The organism is Janthinobacterium sp. BJB304, assembly GCF_002735765.1.
Taxonomy (GTDB): domain Bacteria; phylum Pseudomonadota; class Gammaproteobacteria; order Burkholderiales; family Burkholderiaceae_D; genus Janthinobacterium.
Genome location: NZ_PDZN01000001.1, coordinates 128,598 through 143,858, shown reverse-complemented (window position 1 = coordinate 143,858; position 15,261 = coordinate 128,598). Strand labels below are relative to the sequence as shown.

The window sequence follows — 15,261 nt, the reverse complement described above, 5'->3', positions numbered from 1 at the left end:
ATTATTTGAAATTATTTTTTCGGCGGCTGTAATACGTCCTTGGCGGCGCCCTGGTAGTCCTTCATCAAGCCCATGAAGGCATCCTGCAGATGGCGGGCCGCGTCCTGCGGCGGCGCGCCCGTGCGCCGCGCCAGGTCGAATTTATACGCATGGGCGGGGCTGTAGCCCGCCTGCGAGGCGGCGTCCAGCAACACACCCGCCCGTTTCAATGAGGCCGGGTCACCCTTGACCATCAGCAATTCGGCCAAGTAGGTTTGGGCGATAGGAAAATCTTTCGCGGCCGCTTTTTCCAGCCACTGCATCCCCGCCTTCGGCTGTTTGATGCCCGCGTCGCCGCCGCCGATGCCGTAGCCGAGGGCCGTCAGCGCCACCAGATCGCCGCCGCGCGCGCGCTTTTCCAGCTGCTGGCGGGGAAACGGCCGGGCCGCGATCTGCATGCGGATTTCATAGTTGATGTCTTGCAGCACATTGCCTGGCCACACCTTGGCGCCGGGGGCGGCCGGCTTTTCCACCGCTGGGCTAGGCGCCGGAACCGGTGCGCGCATGCCGCCCTGGCCTTGCGCGCCGGCCAGCACGCCCGGCGCCGGCGGGCTGACACCCTTGCCGCTGCCCATGTTCAGCACGAGGCGCGCCGACGTTTCGCCGAACGACACGCGCGGTTTTTGCACGTCGTGCGTCATGGCGGCGACCCTGGCCGCCACTTGCGAGAAGACGTCGCTCATGGGCAGACCCGGGGCGTCGAGCGCGTCGAGCAGGGCGCTGGTGTATGGGCTGTTGCGCGAATCGGGCGACCAGAAATCGCGCGCCAGGGCGCCCGGTCCGGCCGAATAGGCGATCACCACGCCGCGTGGCGCTTGCGTGTCGGCAAAGCCGTGGCTGGCCGCGTTGCCGCTGCCAGGGACCATCACGGCGCCGCCGCGCGTATATTCCTGCCGGCAAGCGTCGAGGATCAGCACGGCGCCGCGCGCGCCCGTGCGCTGCAGGTCGCCCGCCAGGCTGGAAACGGACACGCCCTGCGCGGCGATGGCCGCGGCACTGAGCGCATTCATGTTGGCGCCCAGCGGCAACACATAATTGGTTTCGCCCGCCTGTGCGCCGTGGCCCGCGTAAAACACGAGGGCGATATCGGCACCGCGCGCCTGCGTGGAAAACTCGGCCGACGCCTTTTGCAGCTGTTGCGCATTGATGTCCGTGCGCAACAGCACTTCAAAGCCCAGGCGGCGCAGGCGCTCGGCCATGGCGCGCGCATCGTTCACGGGATTCAATAGCGGCTGCGGATAGGCCGCGTTGCCGATCACCAGGGCGATGCGCTTGCCGGGAGCCGCAGCGGCGTGCGCGACGTTGCTGAGCAGTAAAAAGAACAGGCTGAAAAACAGGGGAATCAGGCGTTGCATCGGGGTCTCGGGGATTGTCGTGAAAGTAACAAAAGTTAGCGATTTTTACTGTGATATGAGAAAATTGCCTAAATGCATTTTACCTTACTGACAAGTTTCTCTTGTCTGGCCAGCGCACGGTGGGTATCGCCGCCGGCCAGTGGCGCGTGCCGCCCAACACACGATCGGACCGGCTTTGCAATCGGAACAATTTGAACGGATTCATGACTTCTGGACGCGCCGCCAGCGGCTGACACAAGGCGAACTGGGCGAGTTTTACCAGCGCGTCATTGCCGCGCTGACGCCGTGCCGCCCGCGCGAGGCGGCCTCGCTCGGCGATTCGCTGGTTGACTTGCGCCACCAGTTTTTCATTGAAAAAGTCCTGCACGGCGACAGCGACGCCGCGCCCCACCATGTCGGCGCCTTGTACCTGTACTTCAAGCGCTTCATCATCGACCAGCTGCGCAAGCAGCGCGATGACGACGACGCCGATGCGCAGGAGGGCTGCGACTTGCAGGCGCCCGACTCTTATGCCGAACCGCTGCGCGACTACCAGCTCACGCCGCAGCAAGTGCGCGAAGCGGCCGACGTTTTTATCGCCACCTTGCCCCGCGATTTGATCTTGCTGTTGCGCCATTGCGGCTGCGGCGGCATGCCCGTCAAGGAACTGGCCGAGCAGATCGCTTCCGCGCATTACCATGGCGGCAAGCTGGGCCTCGTGCACCGGCAGAAGGGCGATCCGGCCAGCGCGGGACGGCAGATCGTCGAGCCTGCCCACCGCGCCACCTTGCTGGGCAGCTGGGTCTTGATCCTGCTCAAGCTGCGCGTGGGCGATGCGCTGACCGCGCGCGACCTGCAGGCGGCGCAAATAGTTTTGGATATTCTGTGCGTGGCCGCGTTATCCCTGCACATGGACCCCGTGTCCATCCACCCGAACCCTGATGAAAGGCCACCGGCATGACTGCATTGACGCCCTCGCTGGCCATCGTTGCCGCGCGCCTGCCATCGCCGCCGACTTCCGCCGAGCTGTTGGACGCGGACGTGGCGGGTACTCCCCCCGACTGGCGCGGCATTGCCGTGCCGGAGCACTTGATGGAACGCTTTGCGCGCCGCAGCGACGCGGCGCCCTTGGCCGGGCGGCCCATCGCGGGCGGACAGATCCACCTGCTGGCGCGTTGCCCCGGCTTTGGCGCCGTGCTGCTCGACGCCTGGGACAGCACACGCCAGCGCTGGCGCGGCTGGCTCGTCACGCCGGACACGTCGTATGCGGATGCCTGCGGCCTCGTGGTCGAGGAGCGCGACGCGCCCGCCGACCCCCGCGCGGGCGTGGTGTTGTGCGACATGCCCATGACCCTGGCCGTGACGGATCTGGGCGCCTGCCTGGGCGTGTTCAGCCAGGAGCGCCTGCAGGCGGCGCGCTGGCTGGAAACGCATGGCCGTGCCAATGGGGCCACGGCGGCGCCGGGCGTCATCGCCCGCGTGGCCTTGCCTGGCGACGGCTATGCGCTGACGGGCACGCCCCTGTCGAGCGAGCTGGGCAAGGATGGCCGCGTGGCCTACCGGCAATTGCTGCGCCAGGGGCTGCAGCAGTTGCAGATCGCCCCGGCCGATGCCGCCGCGCCACAGTTGACGCCAATCAAGGCGGCCAATGCCAGCCGCTGGCTGAAGATCGTCACGGCCGTGGCCGCCAGCGTGATGGTGGTGCAATCGGCGTGGCTGTTCCTGCCGAAAGATCAGGCTGTCGTCGGCAATGCCGAGTTCCGCAGCGGTAGTGGCAGCGGCGTCGAGACGGGCGTGCGCTTCCGCGTGCTGTTCCGCGCCGAGGCGACGGAGGCGGAGATACGCACGTGGCTGCAGCGCGAGCAGCTGGAAATCGTCGCCGGGCCGGACACCCTTGGCGCCTTCACCGTGCTGTCGCGCGACCGCCAGAAAGTCTTGCCGCCGCCAGGCCCGGGCAATCCGCTGGCCGTCATCAACCCCTGAATCCTGAAATAAGAGAAAGTTATCGAGCATGACAACGTATAAGAATTTTGCATCCGCGCACTGGCGCAAACTGGCCATGGGCGTGGCCGCCGGCGTCTTGCTGACGGGCTGCGCCATGACGCCGAATGGCCGTGGCGGCGTGATGATGGGCCTCGATACGGCCGAGCTGTTCGGCACGCCGCTGTCCACCTTCCGCCTGCGCGACGGCACGGAAGGCACCTTGCGCAAGGATCCGCAAGGCAAGTATTCGATCAAGCTGTCGCAGGCGTTTCGCGTCGTGCCGCTGGCCAATGCCGTCACGGCCCGCGTGGCGCGCGTGGAGAACGTGGGCGAGCGCACCGTGGTGATCGTGGAAACGCAGGAGCGCGGCTGCGCCTACCGCTATGAAGTGCTGGCGTTCCAGGGCACGGACGTGTTGCAGTGGACGGTGGGCAATTGCAAGGACCGCCCCCGCGTGGAACTGGCGGCGGACGCGAAATCGCTGAATATCGATTTCCCCAACTACAACCGCCTGTTGCGCATGATCTACACGGACAACCGCCTGCTCAACGCCAGCGTGGCCGTGCCGCCCGGCGTCGATACGCGCGCCCAGCCGTTTGCCGACGACGGCTTGCGCGGCACGGGACCCGCCATCGCCACCCTGCCTGGCAGCGACAGCGGCCGCGTGATTCCCGCGCCGCCAGCCCCGGCATCGGCCCCGGCCGCCGCGCCGAAAGCGGGCAGCCGCGCCAGCGCCAAGCCGCGCCGCCAGGAAACCCAGGCCAAGGCGGCGCCCGCCATCAGCCTGCCCGCCCCGCGCGGTGCCGCGCCGGCGGCCGCGCCGATGATCTTCCAGGCTGAAGAGATCAAGCCCGTCGTCATCGATCTGAGGAAATAAGATGGCCGCGAGTCTGCGCAGTCTGCAAATCCGGCAGACCTTGATCCTGATCGTCCTGACGATCATTTATTTGTGCTGCGAGCTGGGCTTCAATGCACGTTTGCTCGATGTGGTGGGCGGCGACGTCAAGCCGCACGACGTGGAAGGCGTGGAATTCTATGGCCGCAGCCTGTCGGGCATCGCCGCCGCGCTGGTGGTGCTGCAACTGATGTGGCGCCGCCGCCTGAAGAACAATGGCAGCGGCCCCAGCTGGAAAAAGATCATCTTTTGCTGCGTCGCCACGGCCGCGGTCGTGTTCGGCATTCTGAAGACGACGGTCACGGTGCTGGTGGAAACGCGCGATGCGCAATTTCGCCGCCTGGCCTTCAACACCACCCTGATGCAGCGCTCGCTGGTGGGCGGCAGCCTGCAATTGCAGGGCCTGGTCGATGATGCCACCCTGTTTGCCAAGCCCGAAGGCAAGGCTTTCCTCGCCCTGTTTCCGTTTCTGGCCGTGTCGGTGGGCCACCTCGACGAGCGCATGGAGCCGGCCAAGGAGCAGTTGATCAACTTTAATGTCCGCAAGATCGCCGGCGGCGCGGCCGGCTACTACGACAAGTACCAGCAGGCGATCGGCGAAGTGCATGACAAGTGGAAATTGTATTCGGGTATCATTCCCGACGACGATGCGGGCTTGCGCCAGCAGCAGGAATCGGCGTGGAACGATTACCGGCAAAGCCTGTCGCGCCATGGCTGGCAGCCGCATTCCGTGCCGGCGCGGCGCAAGGCGGCCGTCGTCAACAATGTGCGCAAGAAGGTGCCCGTCTCGGCCAACTGGCATCCCGCCGATCAATTGAGCTTCCGCGCGGCCGTCAAGCGCCGCTATGCGTCGGAAGCGGCCGGCAAGGGGTTGAATATCAAGGGCGACCGCATTCCGCCCGGCCTGTCCTTCCCCGCCTTCGTCGCGCGCCCCGGCATCCAGGCCGTGCTGCGCGACGGGCCGGACGGCGGCGACGGCAGCGAAGCGAGCAAGGGCTTGCGGCTGCCCAAGGGCGCCGTGGTGCAGGACGCGTATGCGAGCCCGGCCGAGTTCAGCCGCCTGTTCGACCAGTTCGCCGCGCGCCAGACGGCGGAAAAGCTGGTCGAGTACCGCGCCAGCCGCAGCGACTTCGAAGTGCATGGCAAGTATTATGCGGAGGGCAAGGAAGCGGCGCGCGCGGCCATCGTGCCGCCCGTGGCTCTGTTCTTTTCGCTCCTGGGCGCCATCGGCCACTTTTCGAAACTGCTGTACCTGATCGCCACCGTGGGCTTGCTGGTGCTGGCGGCGCGCCGGGGCGAGCAGGCGGGCGCCGATGGCCAGCTGAGCCGGCGTTCCGCGTGGATCGCCACGGGCGTGCTGGCCGGCGCCTTCCTGGGAACCTGGGGTATTTTTAGCCTGTCGGACAACAATGTCACGAAGAGCGAGCTGTTCCGCCAGATGCTGGACTGGAACCGCCAGGCCGACGGCGACAGCACGCGCTGGCAAATCGCCGGCAAGGGCTTGCTGGCCAATATCACGCACGTCGTGGCGGTGGGGCAGGGCTACAGCTACCCCGTCAACGAAGCGATCCGCATCAATATTTTGCAGGGACTCGAATATGGTTATCACCCGGAAAAAAAATAAGGCGGCCGCCCTGGCCTTGCTGCTGTGCATGGCCAGCACGGCCGTGCAGGCCGACTGCCTGGGCATGAAGGTGCATGCCCACCGTGGCGCCGGCAATGCGCCGGAAAACTCGCTGAGCGCGCTGCGCAACACGTATTTCGGCACCTGGGATGGCGTCGAGACGGATTTGCAGCTGCTCGGTGACGGCAGCTGGGTGGTGCACCACGACCTGCTGACGGGCAGGGTCGTCGATACGGGGTCGCCCCGCACCGTGAAACAATTGACGGCCGACGACTGGCGCGCGGCCAGCATGAAGAACCGTGGCGTGGCCACGCCGGAAACGCCGCCGTTCGTCAGCGATGTGGCCGACCTGGCCACCGCGTTCCCGGCCAAGACCCTGAATGCGGAAATCAAGGATGTCGTGCCGTCGTGCGCGCCCATCAATACGCTGGTGGCGCAGTTGCGCGCCAACATCAAGCATGGCAACTGGTTTTTGACCTCGGGCGTGCCGAACAACCTGGCCTGTGCGCGCCGCGCCGATCCGCACGGTTACCTCGGTCTGCTCGTGTTTGATGCGCGCAATGCGCAGGCGGCCGGCGCCAACCGGGTCAGCCGCTATATCGCGAAAAACGCCCGTCCGCCCAAGCTGGACAAGCCCTGGCTGCAGCGCGTGCAGCAGCAGATCGGCATGCCGACGGGCGTGCACGTGGACGCGCGCAGCCTCGACGCCAATCCGAATTTGCTGGCCGATGCGGCCAGCCTGAACATGCCCGTCTTCGTGTATGCCGTCGACGGCGATTCGGCCCTGGCCGCCTCGCTGCTGCGCGCCCAGCAGCGCAGCCACCGCTGGCCCAGCGGCGTCATCCTTGACGGCAATCCGGAAACGTTTTGCGCGATGATGAAAAATTGATGGAAGGCGGTGTGGATATTTATTACACTGCTTTCAAAAAAAATAGCCAGCGATGTTCTCTGGTTTACTCTTGGTAAGTCACGGAACATCAAAATTTACAACAAACGTAATAAAGTGGAAAAATACTTTTGATTGCTTGATGCGAAATAAGTTACAATTTATGCTATTTCCATGAGGCAATAGAGGTTGGTTCGTGTGGTCGAAATCCAAGATATCTGCAGTTCTGTCATTTCAACTGATTTTTTTCCTGCTCGCGTTCCCAGCCTCTGCCGCTGATATAGCGGTAGCCGGATTTGCATTTTCCGGTGACTCCGCCACGGCCGGCGTTCGTTTTCCATATTCCCATCAAGTATATATGCGCTTGCGTGCCGATAAGTCGGGGCAGAACCTTTCGCGCATTATTCACGACCGTAGTGGCAAGGTGGCCAATCCTGCCCTCAGTCTGTTGCCGCCCGCATCTCTCGTTAATCTCAAGAAAAGTGATCAGGCCTTGATCACGGTGCTGGTACTGACCGGCGAAACGGTATTGACGGAAAATTTCGGCAGTTATTACAAGACCTTTGTCAATTTGCGTGGCGATGCCCTGATTTTCGATTACAAGAGCAAGACCGTGGTACGCAGTTATCCCGTCAATGCCGCCCTGTTTGATGCCACGCCGGACGCACCCGATGCGGCACGTATCAGCGGATTCATCGAGCAGTTATTGTTGAAGGAAGAGGGCAAGGGCCTGGTGACGCAATACCTTGATCGCCTTGCCCACGCGACTTTGCCGACCCCAGGCCAGCGCACGATCCAGATCCGGCGTGCCAAAGTGGCGCCGGAAGCGCTGGCTGTCATGCCCGACGCGCTGCGTAGCCAGCCGCAACTGATGGAAAGCATGGTGGTTGACGCCTTTGCTTCGGTACTGTCCGCCAAGGCTGGCGTACCGTTGCTGCCGAGCAAGGCTGGCGACGCCTTGGGACGCATGTCGCTGCGGCTCGAGAATGGCGATGACGTCGATTTGAATATCGGTGAGGGCGATTATGTTTTTGATATTACTCTGAATAAGTTTGCCAAGATTAAAACGGCGGAAACCGCTGTCGCGATATCGTATGTATATGGTGCCTATGCGCATGTACAGTTCTCTGAGCCGTTGCTCAATTCCGATTTTCTGAATACAGACTTGAAAAATGGCGAAACGGCAATTGTTCCTGCCGGCCGTATTGGTTCTGATGATTTCGCTGCATATCAAGATGCCTTACGCGGTCTGTTTTTAAAACTGACCGCCGCATTTGAGGGTGGCGACATGAAATGGATACAGACCGCGGCTGGCGCCAAGGATATTGGTAAACAACTCGAGGCAACTCGGGTGATATTAAAGGCGAGTAAATAGATGAAAAAATTGATGTTGTTTTGCCTGGGCTTGCTTTTGGCGGGTCAATGCTTTTCCCAGGTTATTCAGATTAAAGGCGCGGCGACGGTGAAATATGCGGCCATGTTGACGGATGCCGACAAGGAAATGGCTTATCAGAAGGCGCAAATGGCGGCGATAGAACGCTATTTCGCTGAAAGCGGCGAAGCGGAATCGGAGAACTTTGAAGCGATCCAGGGAAAGATAGAGGCCAATCTGGATAAATTCTTGCTCAGTACTGTTGTCCTGAATGAGCAGGATCAGACCAGTTTGCGTAAATATTCCGTGGCAGTGCGTGCCGAACTCAATGTGGCGAAACTGAGGAATACCCTGAAAGGCGCCAGTGCCACCGGTCGGGTATCGAACGGGGAAAAATCGCAGATGGTGTATGTCTTTGTTGGCCGCGAAGTGGCCAGCGTCAAGGCATTTGATGAGCGTGTCGTCAAGCGTGCCGAGCTGACCCTCGACGGCAGCGCAAAAACGAGCGGCAGCGTGAATGGCCGCGAAGGCGAATCGCTGAGCGGCGGGGCCATTGCCACCAATGCCAGCGTGCGCCGGAATGAAAACGTTGCCCTCAAGCAGACTATCAAGGTCGAAACCGGTGGCAGCACCGTGCGCAAGGCCGATGAAACCGATTACCGTGTGTTTTCGCTGGCCAACCAGAAGACGGCCGTGACGAGCGTGTTTTCGCAAGCAGGGTACCTGGTCGCCGATCCTGAGTTCGTACTCGGTGATAAGGACATTCCATCAGTGAATAAAGATTTCTCCAAAGGTAATGATTTGGCGCCTGCGACCTTGCGCTCCATCGTTGCCGCCTTGCGCAAGGCGAATGTGCCCTTGCTGGCATTAGCCACGTTTGATGTCAATCCTGCCGCGACCGATGAAGCGACCGGCTTGCAGCGCGTCGTGGTATCGGTCACCGGCCGCGTACTCGATTTGCGTGGCGCATTGCCACGTGAAGTGGCGGCCGTGCCACCGGTACAGTATTTTGGCCTCGGTGCGGACAATGCGACAGCCCAGACCAAAGCCTTGAAGGACGCTTCCGCACTGGCGGCCAAGGAAATTATCAGCCGCTTGAGCGCTGCTGGCGTGTATTGACATACCGGTGCGGGCGGCAGGTCGAACGCCCGCATCTTCCATTTTCTCGACTGTTTCCCATTCTTTTTATAAAAAGGCAAGTCATGAAGCATATCCGTATTTCCGCATTGTTGGGTGCGACCCTGTTGGCAGTTTCGAGCCTGGCATCGGCTCAATTCGGTAGCCTGTCCGGTGCGCTGGGCGGCGGCAAAGGGGTTACGGCCGAGCAGATCGTCAAGAAATATGTCGGCGGCACGCAAAGCGTCATGAAAGCCGATGCGACCATGCTGGCCGCGTTTGGTTTGAAGGAACAGTCGGACAAGGCCGCCCTGGAAGCGCAGAACCTGACCGAAGGCGCCACCAAGGATAGCCTGCAGGGTGCAAGCAAGATGCAAAGCGAAAACAGCAAACTGCTGGAAGAGCAAATGAAGGGCAAGAAAGTAGCCATGGATGATGTGAGCAAGCAGCGCTTTACCGAAGGCTTGATTGATCTGTCGAAAGGCGTGATCCAGTACGTCGGCATGAGCAAGGATGTCGGCAGCTTCAAGCCATCGGTCACCGCTCTGGGCGCATCGGCCAATTCGGCCCTGTTCATTGCACAAAACCTGCCGTCGTCGATCAAGGCCGTCGGCAGCACCTTGAAAGTGGCGATCGACTTTGCCAAGAACAATAACATTCCGCTGCCAAAAGAAGCCAGCGACGCTACAGCATTGCTGTAAGTCAAAAGCGCACAGGGAAGACAGCAGGGCGACTGGTTCGCCCTTTTTTTTTGGGGACAATGGAATTGCCTATGAAGATCATAATGAAATCCGGTATGCCAGCCATACTGCTGAGTATTGCCTTGGGCTTGGCTGCTTGTGGCGAGAAAGCTGCGCAGCCGCCTGTTGCGTCCAGCGCGCCTAATCTGACGCAGACACCTGACGTCGGACAGGTCGAACAAGTCACTACGACGGCAACTGGCAGCGGCATTTCGCCCGGTGCCGCGCTCAATGACGCGCTCAAGCTGGCCATCATGCAAGTCAATGGTGCCACTGTGCAAGCCAGTTCGAGCAATGCGAGCATGTTTGAGCAGGTGACGGCAACGCTCGATGTCGATTCGACGGCCGGTTCGGGGAGCGCCAGTATGAAGGCGACCATGCAGGGCCAGGCATTTGCCGAGCAGATCATCAGTCAATCGAAGGGCGTGGTCTCCTCGTTCAAGGTGCTTGACATGGCATCGCCATTTTCCAAGGGCGGTCTTTACAAGGTGGAGATCGAAGCGCGCATTGCCAAGTTCAAGGCGCCAGCCGATAGTGGCAAGATCAAGATCGTTGTGGCGCCGCTGCGCAGCGAGCAAGCCAGCTTCAACATTGGTGGGCGCGTGGTGCCGGCGCAGGAAGTGCTGGCGCCGATCCGCCAGCAGATCATTGACGCCTTGTCGCAAACGGGCCGCTTTACCGTGCTGGATCGCCAGTTTGAGGGCGAGTTGCAGGATGAGTTGAATATGATTACCTCGGGTAATTCCCCGAGTACCGACCTTGCCAAGCTGGGACAGGCATTGAGCGCGGATCTGGTGTGGGTCGGCGTGGTCAATGAATTCGCTTACCAGCGACATGCACGCAAGCTGCAGACCTCGGACCGCGAACTGGTGTCCTATGCCGGTGCCTGGTCTGTCTCGCAACGCATGATCAATCTGGCTACGCGGCAGATCCTGCAAGCGACCACCCTGCGTGGCGAGCCGCCAGCGATTGCCGCCACGACTCTGGGCAGTAACTTCAATGAGAGCCAGACGCTGCAGAACATGCAAACAGCGATCGTCAAACAGGCTACTGAGGCTATCTTGCTGCGCACTTTCCCCATTTCCATCGTCGAGCGTGATGGTGATAACGTCGTATTGAGCCAGGGTGGCAACGCCGTGGTGCAAAACGGCCGCTATCGTGTGTATCAGCAAGGCAAGGAGATCAAGGATCCGCAGACCGGCCAGTCACTGGGCAATATGGAAAAACTGTGCTGCGAGGTACGTATCGAACGCGTGACGCCGAACTTGTCGTATGGCATTCTGGAAAACGTCAAAATCAAGCTCGATGGTATCGCTGCGGGCGTGTTGCAGGTGCGGGAAGCGGCACCGGTAGACAAGGCCATCGTCAAGGCTGAGCCTGCCGCGGCGCCACTGAAAACCCAGGTGAAGCGCAGTACATCCACCGCTGCTGCCAAAAATGCCACTGCGGATGGTGGCGACAAGGACTGGTAAGTCTCTACGGCTCAACGGATCCAGGCAAGTCGTCACGGATCCTTGTCGTTGGGTCGGCTTGGGTACCGAGCTGATATTGTCGGTGCCCATTTCTCCCTGATAAACCATTTTGCCACGCAACATTGGCGCTCCAGCCCCGAAAATCTATACTGATGATGGCCCGCACCGGGCCTGTTTTTTGCGCATCGCAGCATCGATAATGTTTGCATCGCGCGCGTGACTGGCCTATAAATGTAATCGATTACATTTATATGAAAAGCCCCATGCCGCCAGCCGTCCCGTCTTACTTGCCGACAGAAACCGTCTCCATCAGCGCCGTCGCCGCGCATGCGGGCGTGTCGGTGGCCACCGTCTCGCGCGTGATGAACGAGCAGGCAGGCGTGCGGGCGCCCACGCGCGACAAGGTGCTGGCGTCCGTGGCGGCGCTCGGCTACCGCATGAACCACCTGGCGCGCAGCCTGCGCACGGCCGAGAGCCGCATGCTGCTCACCATGGTGCCGGACGTAGGCAACCCTTTCTATGCGCAGATCGTGCGCGGCATCGACACGGTGGCGCGCGAACACGGCTATTTTGTATTGCTGTGCGACACGGGCGCCGACGCAGGCCGCGAGCGCTCGTATTTCGACTTGCTGCGCATGCACCGCGCCGACGGCGCCATCTGCCTGGACCCGGACACGGTGCAGCATGCGCTGTCGCATGAATCCGTCAGCCTGCCGTGGGTGGCGTGTTGCGAATTCGACCCCGCCGTGGCCGTGCCCTATGTCGGCATCGACAACCACCGGGCCGCCTCCGACGCCGTCGCGCACCTGCTGTCGCGCGGCCATACGCGTATCGGCCTGATCAACTCCGATGAACGCTATCTGTACGCGCGGCAACGTCAGCAAGGCTATCTGGACACGCTGGCGGCGGCCGGCTTGCCCGTGCAGCCGCAATGGGTGCACACGGTGCAAAGCCTCGACTATGAAGCGGGCACGGCCGCCACGTTGCGCATGATGGCGGGGCCCGATGCGCCGACGGCCATCTTTGCCGTCTCCGACACCCTGGCCATTGGCGTGCTGAGCGCGCTGCGCCAGCTGAAAAAACGCGTGCCCGAAGACGTGGCCGTCATCGGCTTCGATGATATCGCCATCGCCGCGCAGATCGACCCGGGTTTGACCACCATCGCGCAGCCGATGCGCGAACTGGGCGAGACGGCGGCGCGCCTGCTGCTGCAGCGCTTGGCGGACCCGGCAGCCAGCGTGCCGGGCGTGTTGCTGGAACATAACTTGGTCTTGCGAGGGAGTGCATAGTGAGCGTTGCCGTCGGTTTCGAGGGGGTGTGCAAGGATTTCGGCCCCGTGCGCGTCTTGCATGGCGTCAGTTTTACCCTGGCGCCGGGACGCGTGTATGGCTTGCTGGGTGAAAATGGCGCCGGCAAGTCGACCCTGATGAAAATCCTCGCCGGCTACGAGAGCGTGAGCGAAGGCCAGCTGCTGATCGATGGCCAGCCCCGGCGCTTCGCCAGTTCGCGCGCGGCGGAGAGCGCCGGCATCGTGCTGATCCACCAGGAATTCAACCTGGCCGAGCACCTGACGGTGGCGCAAAACATGTTTTTAGGCCACGAAAAGACGCGCAGCTGGCTGCTGGACGAGGCGGCCATGCGCGAAGAAGCGTCGCGCTATCTGAAACAGGTGGGGCTGGACGTCTCGCCCGACACCAAAATACGCGACCTGATCGTCGCCGAGAAACAGCTGGTGGAAATCGCCAAGGCCCTGTCGCGCCGCGCCCGCTTTTTGATCATGGACGAACCGACGGCCACCCTGACGTCGTCGGAAACCCAGCGCCTGTTCGCCGTGATGGCCCAACTGAAGGCGGACGGCGTCACCATCCTCTATATTTCCCACAAGCTCGACGAAGTGGAGCGCAATACGGACGAAGTCATCGTCATGCGCGACGGGCGTTTCGTCACGCGCGAGCCGACGGCCAGCCTCACGCGCCAGCAGATGGCGAACCTGATGGTGGGGCGCGAATTGTCCGACATGTTCCCCGCGAAAGTGCCGCTGGCGCCGGATGCCCCGATCCTGCTGAAGGTCGATGGCTTGAGCGTGCCCGGCTGGGCGAAAGCGCTGTCGTTCGAGGTGCGCGGGGGCGAAGTGCTGGGCTTTGCGGGCCTGGTGGGCGCGGGGCGCACGGAATCGTTCGAGGCGCTGCTGGGCTTGCGTCCGCGCAGCGCGGGCACGATCCATCTCAATGGCCAGCCCGTGGATATCCGCACGCCCAGGCAAGCGATGCAGCACGGCATGACCTATCTGAGCGAAGACCGCAAGGGAAAAGGACTGCACGTGAACCTGGGCTTGCGCGAAAACCTCACCATGATGACGATGGAGCGCTATGCGCGGCCGTGGCTCGATGTGAAGGGCGAGAAACAGGCGCTGGCCAGGGCCGTCGAGGATTTCAATATCCGCACGGGCGACCTGGACAGCCGCGCGCGCATGCTGTCCGGCGGCAACCAGCAAAAGCTGGCGCTGGCGAAATACCTGCATTCGGACCCCCGCGTCGTCGTGCTCGATGAACCGAGCCGTGGCGTGGACGTGGGCGCCAAGCGCGATATTTACTTTCTGATCCACCGCCTGGCCGCCGAAGGGCGTGCCGTGATCGTGATCTCATCGGAACTGATCGAATTGATCGGCCTGTGCCACCGGGTCGCCGTGATGCGCGCCGGCACCTTGCAAGCCACCCTGTCTGCTGACCACCTGACCGAAGAGGAGTTGATTGCCCATGCAACCGGCACGCACTGACACCACCGTATCTCCAATCTCCCAATTCGGCGCGCGCATCAAGGGCTTTGGCCCCGTGCTGGGATTGTTATCTCTGTGCATCGCGGGCACCTTGCTCAATGGCGACTTCGCCACCATGGACAACCTGATGAACGTGCTCACGCGCACGGCCTTCATCGGCATCATCGCCGTCGGCATGACCTTCGTCATCATCTCGGGCGGCATCGATCTGTCGGTGGGCTCCATGGCGGCGCTGATCGCCGGCTGCATGATTTATTTCATGAATGCGCTGGCGCAAGGCGCGGGCGGCAACCTGGCACCGATCACCATGCTGGTGCTGGGCATCGCCATGGCCTTGATCCTCGGTGCCGGTTTCGGCCTGATGCACGGTTTATTAATCAGCAAGGGCAATATCGAACCGTTCATCGTGACCCTGGGCACCCTGGGCATCTTCCGCGCCGTCTTGACGTATCTGGCCGACGGCGGCGCGCTGACCCTGGACGCCACGCTGTCCGAGCTGTACAGCCCCGTCTATTACACGAGCGTGCTTGGCGCGCCGATCCCGATCTGGATTTTCCTGTTCGTCGCCGCCGCCGGCGCCATCATCCTCAACCGCACGACGTTCGGCCGCCACGTGCAGGCGATTGGTTCCAACGAGCAAGTGGCGCGTTATGCGGCCATCAACGTCGACAAGGTGAAAATCGCCACCTACATGCTGCTGGGCGTCTGCGTGGGCATCGCCACGGTGCTGTACGTGCCGCGCCTGGGCTCGGCCACGCCGACGACGGGCTTGCTGTGGGAACTCGAAGCGATTGCCGCCGTCGTCGTGGGCGGCACGGCCCTGAAAGGCGGAGAGGGGCGCATCGTCGGCACCGTGATCGGCGCCATCCTGCTCTCCGTGATCAGCAATATCCTGAATTTGACCAGCATCATCAGTGTCTACCTGAATGCCGCAGTGCAAGGCGTGGTGATCATCGCCGTCGCCTTCCTGCAGCGAGGCCGCAAATAAAACAAGAGCGGCGTTCTGAAAGGGCGGCCAACGGGC

At 62.2% G+C, this 15,261-nt stretch carries 13 protein-coding genes; 12 read left to right on the top strand and 1 reads right to left on the bottom strand.

Annotated features, from left to right (window positions below; genetic code table 11):
* Positions 1-11: 11 nt before the first annotated feature.
* Positions 12-1,394, bottom strand: coding sequence for a caspase family protein (locus CSQ95_RS00675; protein WP_099408083.1), 1,383 nt, complete (start codon positions 1,392-1,394; stop codon positions 12-14).
* Positions 1,395-1,569: 175 nt separating this feature from the next.
* Here CSQ95_RS00675 and CSQ95_RS00670 point away from each other — a divergent pair, with 175 nt between their 5' ends.
* The 12 genes from CSQ95_RS00670 (at position 1,570) to CSQ95_RS00615 (ending at position 15,225) form a co-directional block, all read left to right on the top strand.
* Positions 1,570-2,334, top strand: a complete 765-nt coding sequence (locus CSQ95_RS00670; protein ID WP_099408082.1) for a hypothetical protein — start codon at positions 1,570-1,572, stop codon at positions 2,332-2,334.
* Positions 2,331-3,356, top strand: coding sequence for a hypothetical protein (locus CSQ95_RS00665; protein ID WP_099408081.1), 1,026 nt, complete (start codon positions 2,331-2,333; stop codon positions 3,354-3,356). Before CSQ95_RS00670 ends, CSQ95_RS00665 begins: the two co-directional genes overlap by 4 nt.
* A gap of 28 nt (positions 3,357-3,384) precedes the next feature.
* Positions 3,385-4,233, top strand: a complete 849-nt coding sequence (locus tag CSQ95_RS00660; RefSeq protein ID WP_099408080.1) for a hypothetical protein — start codon at positions 3,385-3,387, stop codon at positions 4,231-4,233.
* A 1-nt stretch (position 4,234) separates the two neighbouring features.
* Positions 4,235-5,875 (top strand): hypothetical protein, encoded by a 1,641-nt coding sequence (locus tag CSQ95_RS00655; protein WP_257217903.1) that lies wholly within the window; start codon positions 4,235-4,237, stop codon positions 5,873-5,875.
* Positions 5,850-6,764, top strand: a complete 915-nt coding sequence (locus CSQ95_RS00650; RefSeq protein ID WP_070289443.1) for a glycerophosphodiester phosphodiesterase — start codon at positions 5,850-5,852, stop codon at positions 6,762-6,764. Before CSQ95_RS00655 ends, CSQ95_RS00650 begins: the two co-directional genes overlap by 26 nt.
* Positions 6,765-6,957: 193 nt before the next feature.
* The gene (locus CSQ95_RS00645) at positions 6,958-8,136 is read left to right on the top strand and encodes a hypothetical protein (RefSeq protein WP_143449867.1); all 1,179 of its coding nucleotides are present in this window, start codon (positions 6,958-6,960) and stop codon (positions 8,134-8,136) included.
* The gene (locus CSQ95_RS00640; protein ID WP_070289445.1) at positions 8,137-9,252 is read left to right on the top strand and encodes a hypothetical protein; all 1,116 of its coding nucleotides are present in this window, start codon (positions 8,137-8,139) and stop codon (positions 9,250-9,252) included.
* Between the two features lie 83 nt (positions 9,253-9,335).
* Positions 9,336-9,950, top strand: coding sequence for a hypothetical protein (locus tag CSQ95_RS00635; RefSeq protein WP_099408078.1), 615 nt, complete (start codon positions 9,336-9,338; stop codon positions 9,948-9,950).
* Between the two features lie 71 nt (positions 9,951-10,021).
* Complete coding sequence (locus tag CSQ95_RS00630; RefSeq protein ID WP_180278919.1) at positions 10,022-11,461, top strand: CsgG/HfaB family protein; 1,440 nt, start codon at positions 10,022-10,024, stop codon at positions 11,459-11,461.
* Between the two features lie 251 nt (positions 11,462-11,712).
* Positions 11,713-12,750, top strand: coding sequence for a LacI family DNA-binding transcriptional regulator (locus CSQ95_RS00625; protein WP_099408076.1), 1,038 nt, complete (start codon positions 11,713-11,715; stop codon positions 12,748-12,750).
* Complete coding sequence (locus CSQ95_RS00620; RefSeq protein ID WP_099408075.1) at positions 12,750-14,237, top strand: sugar ABC transporter ATP-binding protein; 1,488 nt, start codon at positions 12,750-12,752, stop codon at positions 14,235-14,237. Before CSQ95_RS00625 ends, CSQ95_RS00620 begins: the two co-directional genes overlap by 1 nt.
* Positions 14,218-15,225: an ABC transporter permease gene (locus tag CSQ95_RS00615; RefSeq protein ID WP_099408074.1), complete on the top strand. Its 1,008-nt coding sequence runs from the start codon at positions 14,218-14,220 to the stop codon at positions 15,223-15,225. Before CSQ95_RS00620 ends, CSQ95_RS00615 begins: the two co-directional genes overlap by 20 nt.
* Positions 15,226-15,261: the final 36 nt, after the last annotated feature.

Bases quoted from the DNA above. Each gene is read 5' to 3' on its own strand.
- CSQ95_RS00675 (WP_099408083.1), bottom strand. From the start codon at position 1,394: ATGCAACGCCTGATTCCCCTGTTTTTCAGCCTGTTCTTTTTACTGCTC.
- CSQ95_RS00665 (WP_099408081.1), top strand. From the start codon at position 2,331: ATGACTGCATTGACGCCCTCGCTGGCCATCGTTGCCGCGCGCCTGCCA.
- CSQ95_RS00660 (WP_099408080.1), top strand. From the start codon at position 3,385: ATGACAACGTATAAGAATTTTGCATCCGCGCACTGGCGCAAACTGGCC.
- CSQ95_RS00655 (WP_257217903.1), top strand. From the start codon at position 4,235: ATGGCCGCGAGTCTGCGCAGTCTGCAAATCCGGCAGACCTTGATCCTG.
- CSQ95_RS00650 (WP_070289443.1), top strand. From the start codon at position 5,850: ATGGTTATCACCCGGAAAAAAAATAAGGCGGCCGCCCTGGCCTTGCTG.
- CSQ95_RS00640 (WP_070289445.1), top strand. From the start codon at position 8,137: ATGAAAAAATTGATGTTGTTTTGCCTGGGCTTGCTTTTGGCGGGTCAA.
- CSQ95_RS00635 (WP_099408078.1), top strand. From the start codon at position 9,336: ATGAAGCATATCCGTATTTCCGCATTGTTGGGTGCGACCCTGTTGGCA.
- CSQ95_RS00630 (WP_180278919.1), top strand. From the start codon at position 10,022: ATGAAGATCATAATGAAATCCGGTATGCCAGCCATACTGCTGAGTATT.
- CSQ95_RS00625 (WP_099408076.1), top strand. From the start codon at position 11,713: ATGAAAAGCCCCATGCCGCCAGCCGTCCCGTCTTACTTGCCGACAGAA.
- CSQ95_RS00615 (WP_099408074.1), top strand. From the start codon at position 14,218: ATGCAACCGGCACGCACTGACACCACCGTATCTCCAATCTCCCAATTC.